Origin of the sequence: Metabacillus niabensis (genome assembly GCF_902829255.1) — a bacterium.
GTDB lineage: Bacteria > Bacillota > Bacilli > Bacillales > Bacillaceae > Metabacillus > Metabacillus niabensis.
Window position 1 is genome coordinate 1 of record NZ_CADEPK010000018.1, and the last position, 7688, is coordinate 7688.

The window sequence follows — 7688 nt, forward strand, 5'->3', positions numbered from 1 at the left end:
ATATAACATTATAGCAATCTAAAATGGAATTTTTTACAGTATAGAAATAATCAGGAAAAATGTCTTAGTAAAAAGTTTTGTACATAGTAATTAATTACTATGAATTTATTTATATAAAATATTTAATTAGATTCATCATTCTAATTTTGTGTGTTGAATTGCTTAATTTCTATAAACATATAAAAGTAATTTTTCAATTAAGAAAAAGCCTTGATAAAAGGATAAAAATAATATAAAGTAAATCCATGTTTGAAAAGTTTAAAATTTTATAATGTTCAGTTAATAGGTGTTAAAAGTGTTTGTTGCTTTTAACTTAAAAGGGAAGTTCGGTGTAAATCCGACACGGTCGCGCCACTGTAATGGGGAATTTTGTATCAAACCACTGTTACTCATTTATTTGAGAACGGGAAGGGATACAAAATGATGAGTCTAAGTCAGGAGACCTGCCTATTAAATGCACTTGTACCTACGCGTAATAGGGAGGAGTGATGGTCATATGTTGAATCAGTTTTTATATTTCAACTCCAGCTAACTATGGAATTTGACGATCAATCCCTCTCATCATTTTGAGAGGTTTTTATTTTCATACTAAACATAGAAGAGGAGTACATGAAATATGATAAAAAGTTCAAATATTGGTTATCCAAGAATTGGAGAAAATCGGGAATGGAAGAAGACGTTAGAACTCTTTTGGTCCGAACAAATGAGTGAAGAGGAATTTGAGAAAGAAATGAAACAGATTCGTTTATCGCATTTGAAAAAACAACAAGATAAAGGAATCGATCTCATTCCTATTGGAGATTTTAGTTATTATGATCATGTATTAGATACTGCAGTTATGTTTAATCTTATTCCTGAACGTTTTAAAACAACGAACGGAAAATTAGCATTAGTTAACTATTTTGAGATTGCAAGAGGTAGTAAAGGCAAAGTTGCTTCTGAAATGACGAAATGGTTTAACACGAATTATCATTACATCGTTCCGGAACTAACCAAAGTGGAACCAAAATTAATGGAGAATAGACTTGTTCATTTGTTCAATGAGGCGAAGGAAGAATTAGGTATATATGGGAAGCCAGTTATTGTAGGGCCGATTACTTTGTTATCATGCTCAAAAGGTTTTACAAACGAACAAAGAGCTTCTTTGTTACAATCTCTTATTCCGTTATATATTGAAGTATTTACAGAACTTAGAGGTGCCGGAGCTGAATGGATTCAAATTGATGAACCAATTTTAGTGAAGGATGTCAAAGAGGAAATTGTTAACGAATTACAGCTTGTATATTCAGCTTTCGCGCAAAATGTTCAAGATGTGAATCTAATCATTCAAACTTATTTTGAAAGTACAGAATACTATAAAGAACTCATTAACCTTCCAGTAGCGGGAATTGGTCTTGATTTTGTTCATGATGCAGGCGCAAATCTCAAGCTTCTTGAAAAATACGGCTTCCCTAATGAAAAATATTTATTTGCGGGGATTATAGATGGGAGAAATATTTGGAAGTCTAAATTGGTGGATAAATTCGATTTTGTAAAGGAACTTTCAAATAAAATTGGTGAAAATCGTATGTTTTTACAGCCATCATGTAGTTTACTTCATGTTCCTGTTACAGTGAAAAATGAACAACAGCTCGAATCTCAAATAAGAGATGTTTTAGCATTTGCAGATGAAAAATTAGATGAAATCGCATTACTTACTCATGTTTTTACGGAAAAACAGCAGATTGATGATTTAGAAAATTATGATAAAGTTATTCATTCGTTTAAAGAGTCTGCTTATCGAAATGTTGAGCATATTCAGGAAGCGATAATTAATCTTGAACACTATTCAAGTTCTCGAATATCTGTAGAGAAGCGAAAGCAAATCCATGAAGAGAAGTGGAAGTTACCACTTTTACCAACGACAACGATAGGAAGCTTTCCGCAAACAAAGGAAGTCAGAAAACAAAGATTAAAATGGAGAAAAGGTGAACTATCTGATAAGGACTATGAACAATATATTCAAAGTGAAATTAAAAAATGGATAACTATTCAAGAAGAAATAGGATTAGATGTTCTAGTTCATGGTGAATTCGAACGGACAGATATGGTTGAGTTTTTTGGGGAAAAGCTTGAAGGAGTTGCGATCACAAAGAATGGATGGGTTCAATCATATGGATCCCGATGTGTGAAACCGCCTGTTATTTTTGGGGATGTATACTGTAAACAGAATATGACAGTTAAAGAAACTGTTTATGCACAATCCTTAACAGATAAGCCTGTAAAAGGGATGTTAACAGGACCTGTCACAATTATAAATTGGTCCTTTGTACGTGATGATATTAGTCGGACTGATGTAATGAATCAGGTAGCATTAGCAATTCGAAGTGAAGTTGAAGCTTTAGAGAAGCACGGTATAACAATGATTCAAGTTGATGAAGCAGCATTACGAGAGGGCTTACCATTAAAACAGGAAAAAACAGAAGCGTATTTAAATGCTTCAGTTTATGCCTTTAAACTAGCAACTTCTTCGGTAAAACCTGATACACAGGTACATACTCATATGTGCTATTCGAATTTTGATGATATTATCCATGCGATTGATGCCTTAGATGCCGATGTTATTTCTATTGAAACATCAAGGAGCCATGGAGAGCTCATCACTTCCTTTGAAGAGCATCATTATAATAAAGGTATTGGTCTAGGCGTATATGATATTCATAGTCCGCGGGTTCCTACAATAGAAGAAATAACGCAAAATATTAAACGAGCACTCGAGGTTCTTGATTATCGAGCATTTTGGGTAAATCCTGATTGTGGATTGAAAACACGTGGAGAAGCTGAAACAGTTGCTGCATTAAAAGTAATGGTAGAAGCTGCACATCAGTATCGAGTAAAAATTCAGTCATTAGAGACTGTTTAAGCGTAAAATATAATTTGTAACCATTTGGCACTGATACTTCGGTATCAGTGCTTTTTTATTAGCTGTTTTTCAGAGCTAGATTATATTTTTCTCTAAGGTTTTCTTTTAGACACACTTTATAATGAGATTTCTATCAAACGGGGCTCTCATAGATGATCCTTGGATATAGGTTTTAATCATTACTTTGCAAATTTACATTCTCCATTTTAATTTGTTTTGAAATTATAATAGAAGGTTTTATCGCAAGAAAATCGAATAATATTATGAAACGGGAGATTTTCCTAGTTGCATTCAACTCTGATATTTATTTATGTAGTTTAGGAAAGAGTCGCATTCTTTGAGACTATGATAGAAGTAAGAGGGACTGTCAAGTTGACAGTAATCCCCTTATGGTAAATCAGAGGGTTTACCAGGCTCATCTTTTCCACCAGTATCATTACCTGTTCCTGACGTATAACCAACTCGATAGACAGAATCTTTTTTTTGACGAAGTGCATCAGGCATTTGGTATTGTTTTTCATCATTTTGAAATTGCCCTTTTTTTGACATTGGAATACCTCCAAACATTTGATAGTAAACATTCCAAAATAGTTTAACCTAATAAGGACAAATTATTAACGGATTTAGATTAGAGCATTTTTCTTGAAACATCATGATAAGTTATTTACGTTATAAAATAGCAAGTGAAGAAAAGGTATCAAGAGGAGGAAGTCATGAAACATTTTAATATTTTTATAGATGGTCAATGGATAGGGGAAGACCTTGAAAAAATAGACGTAATTAATCCAGCAACTAGCGAAGTGGTTGCAACTGTACCTAATGCAGGGAAGAAAGAAGCGGAACATGCAATTGCTTCGGCTTATCGAGCATTTTCAGAATGGTCCTCTTTATCAGCATATGAACGTTCCGAATATATTCGTCAATGGTACGATTTAATAAATGAGCATCAAGATGAGCTTGCTAAAACAATGACAGTCGAACAGGGAAAACCATTAAAAGAGGCATTAGGTGAAATTGGTTATGCAAATGGTTTCTTATCGTGGTATGCGGAGGAAGCTAAGCGAATATACGGTGAATTGATTCCTGCCACTAGTCAGAATAAACGCCTTTTTGTTCAAAAACAACCAGTTGGAGTTGTAGCGGTTATTACCCCATGGAATTTTCCAGCTGCGATGATTACTAGAAAGGTTGCCCCTGCTTTAGCTGCCGGTTGTACAGTTATGATTAAACCTGCAGAGCAGACGCCATTAACAGCAATTAAACTGGTCGAATTAGCGGAAAAGGCAGGTATTCCTAAAGGTGTTATAAATATCGTGACTGGTAATGCAGAGAAAATCGGAGATGCTTGGTTACAGGATGAAAGGGTCCGAAAGCTAACCTTTACTGGTTCAACTGAAGTGGGAAGACTTCTTATGCAAAAAGCGTCAAAAACAATTAAAAAATTGTCTTTAGAGTTAGGGGGACATGCACCAGTTATTATCCTTGACGATGCAAATATTGAAAAGGCAGTCACAGAGGTAATCGCAGCGAAATTTCGCAATGCTGGACAAACGTGTGTTTGTGCAAATCGGATATATGTTCATGACTCCGTATATGAATCTTTTTTACAAAAGTTTAAAAATAAGGTAAGTGAATTGGTTGTCGGTAATGGATTAGAGGAAGGGGTAGACATTGGGCCATTAATTGACAAACATGCTGTTAAGAAAGTGATCGACCAAATTGAAGATGCAGTTGGGAAAGGTGCGGTACTTGAAACTGGAGGGAAGGTAATAAATGATTTATTTATTGAGCCAACCGTTCTTTCAAATGTAGAAGATGATATGTTATGTATGATGGAAGAAACATTTGGACCTGTTGCACCTGTTACAAGATTTAGTAGTGAAGAAGAAGTTATCAAAAGGGCAAACAATTCTATTTTCGGTCTTGCAGCATATATTTTCACGGAAAGTATCTCAAAAGGCATTCGAATAAGTGAAGCATTAGATTACGGGATTATCGGTTTAAATGATGGTTTACCTTCAACACCACAAGCACCATTTGGAGGCTTTAAACAAAGTGGTTTAGGTCGTGAAGGTGGGTACCATGGAATTGAAGAGTATTTGGAAGTGAAATATATATCACTTGGTATATAAACTATAGTAACACAAACAAAATAACTTTCCTTTAGATATTTTCATTTAATTATTTTAAATGATATTTAAATGGAGAGTTATTTTTTTATTTTTAAATAAAGAGTATAAATGAAAAAAAATGAGGGGAAATATGGAATTTAGCTCTCCTAAGTCTAATGATCATTTATGTGAAAAAGATTACTAGAATGCTAGAAATAAACTGATTCACTCTTGGTTTTAATATAAATTAAAGTTATTTGGTCATAATTTTAACTATTAAATTATAATTATTATAAAAAAGTATTGATTTTTAATTGAGAGATGTTATTATAATACTATATTCAAATAAAATATGAGGTGATTCTTAAAAATGACTAATAACAGATTAACTACTAGTTGGGGTGCTCCAGTTGGAGACAACCAAAACTCAATTACAGCAGGCTCTAGAGGTCCAGTATTAATACAGGATGTTCACCTTTTAGAGAAATTAGCGCATTTTAATAGAGAACGTGTTCCAGAGCGTGTTGTTCATGCGAAAGGTGCTGGTGCACATGGATATTTTGAAGTAACAAATGATGTTTCTAAATATACTAAAGCAAAGCTGTTTAATGGTGTTGGTAAACGTACGCCAATGTTTATTCGTTTCTCAACAGTTGCAGGTGAGTTAGGTTCTGCTGATACTGTTCGTGATCCACGTGGATTTGCTGTTAAATTTTATACAGAAGATGGTAATTATGACATCGTTGGGAATAATACACCTATTTTCTTTATTCGCGATGCTATTAAATTCCCAGACTTTATCCATACTCAAAAACGCCATCCACAAACACATTTGAAAAACCCTAATGCTGTATGGGATTTCTGGTCACATTCACCTGAATCTCTACACCAAGTAACATACCTTATGGGAGACCGTGGTATTCCTGCAACACTTCGCCATATGAATGGATATGGAAGCCATACATTTAAATGGACAAATGCTGAAGGTGAAGGCGTATGGATTAAGTATCATTTTAAAACAGATCAAGGTGTTAAAAATCTAGACCCAGCAGTTGCTGAGAAATTAGCAGGAGAAAATCCTGATTATCATACAGAAGATTTATTCAATGCAATCAAAAATGGTGATTTCCCTTCTTGGACATTATATGTTCAAATTATGCCATTAGAAGATGCAAATACTTATCGTTTTGACCCATTCGATGTAACAAAAACTTGGTCTCATAAAGACTATCCATTAATTGAAGTTGGTCGAATGGTGCTTGACCGTAACCCGGAAAACTATTTTGCAGAAGTTGAGCAAGCAACATTCTCACCTGGAACACTTGTACCTGGTGTAGATGTATCACCTGATAAAATGTTACAAGGTCGTTTGTTTGCTTACGCAGATGCTCATCGATACCGCGTTGGTGTAAATCATAATCAATTACCAATTAATCGTCCACGTGTTGATGTAGACAATAATCAACGTGATGGATTCATGACTATGACAAATGGTAAAAATCCAGATGTTTATTATGAGCCAAACAGCTATGGTGGTGCTGTTGAAACACCTGAAAACAAACAGGCTGCTTTCCCAGTTTCAGGTGTTGCTGAAAGTGTACCTTATGACCGTGATGATCACTATACACAAGCGGGAGATTTATACCGTTTAATGAGTGAGGAAGAACGTACTCGTACCGTGAATAATATTGTAGGAGCAATGAAGCCAGTTGAAAAAGATGAAATTAAACTTCGTCAAATTGGTCACTTCTACAAAGCAGATCCTGAATTTGGAACACGTATTGCAGAAGGTTTAGGATTATCCGTACCTGAAACAGTAAAATAATTTTTAATAGTATAGAAAACTAATTTAATAGTAATACACGACTTATTCTCAAACTATTCTCATTTTTTCTCAAATAAAAAAGTATCCGTTTTTGCGGATACTTTTTTTATGGTTCTTTTGATTAAGGGTACAAATTTTTTTCTATCAAAAGAGTACTAAATTATAATGTAACGACCTTTGCAAATGCAGCGCTATGCTCTCTTCGCTCTTTACGATGATTAATTCGTTGCTGTGCTGTATTAAATAACATAATTTCCTCATCTGATTCTGGTTTTACTTTCGGAACAGTGACTGGCTTTCCATTGCTATCTAAGGCAACGAAAGTTAAAAAGGATGTGGCAGCAAGCTTTCGTTCCCCGGTTTTTAAATCCTCAGAAATAACCTTTACAAAAACCTCCATCGAGGAACGCCCTACAGATGAGACGTACGATTCCAAACTAACTGAATCACTTTGACGAATCGGAATAAGAAAATCTACTGAATCTGTAGAAGCAGTAACTACTTCACATCTCGAATGTTTTGCGGCTGAAATTGAGGCAACATCATCAATATAGCTCATTAATTTACCACCAAATAATGTATTGTGGTTATTTGTATCAAGTGGGAATACACGACTAGTTTTAATGACAAGTGATTCTTTACATGTCTTTTCTGTTCTTTCAACCATAAAAATCGTTCGCCTTCCTTCTTAACAAATAGGATTTTCACTTAAACTGACATAGGTGAGGAAAAGTTACCCTTTAAACCCTCTTAGCCCTACTATTATTAGCTTTTTAACAATGTATAGTCAATTATTTAGTTAACTCATCTTCCTAATTATATCGTAAGGTAAGAAGAAAAACCTATAGAA

Annotated in this window: 5 protein-coding genes and 1 riboswitch; of the genes, 3 read left to right on the forward strand and 2 right to left on the reverse strand. The window is 34.3% G+C overall.

The genetic code is table 11. The features are described from left to right. Positions 1-267 precede the first annotated feature (267 nt). Positions 268-465: riboswitch (cobalamin riboswitch) on the forward strand. A gap of 151 nt (positions 466-616) precedes the next feature. Next, positions 617-2902 carry a 5-methyltetrahydropteroyltriglutamate--homocysteine S-methyltransferase gene (gene metE, locus HU235_RS03910; RefSeq protein ID WP_174879388.1) on the forward strand — a complete coding sequence of 762 codons (2286 nt, stop codon included), beginning with the start codon at positions 617-619 and terminating at the stop codon, positions 2900-2902. 387 nt (positions 2903-3289) lie between these two features. Here the strand turns inward: metE and HU235_RS03915 are convergent, their stop codons facing one another. Further along, entirely contained in the window at positions 3290-3451 is a 162-nt protein-coding gene (locus HU235_RS03915; RefSeq protein WP_174879389.1) for a hypothetical protein, read from the reverse strand. Between the two features lie 164 nt (positions 3452-3615). On the opposite strand from HU235_RS03915, the gene HU235_RS03920 reads away from it, so the two are divergent. Continuing rightward, a complete protein-coding gene (locus HU235_RS03920) occupies positions 3616-5034 on the forward strand; it encodes an NAD-dependent succinate-semialdehyde dehydrogenase (RefSeq protein ID WP_174879390.1) in 1419 nt (472 codons plus the stop codon). 349 nt (positions 5035-5383) lie between these two features. After that, positions 5384-6838 carry a catalase KatA gene (katA, locus tag HU235_RS03925; protein WP_095301989.1) on the forward strand — a complete coding sequence of 485 codons (1455 nt, stop codon included), beginning with the start codon at positions 5384-5386 and terminating at the stop codon, positions 6836-6838. Between the two features lie 160 nt (positions 6839-6998). On the opposite strand, the gene HU235_RS03930 is transcribed toward katA, so the two are convergent. Next, on the reverse strand, positions 6999-7505 hold the full coding sequence (locus HU235_RS03930; protein ID WP_095301990.1) for an acyl-CoA thioesterase: 507 nt from the start codon (positions 7503-7505) through the stop codon (positions 6999-7001). Between the last annotated feature and the right edge of the window lie 183 nt (positions 7506-7688).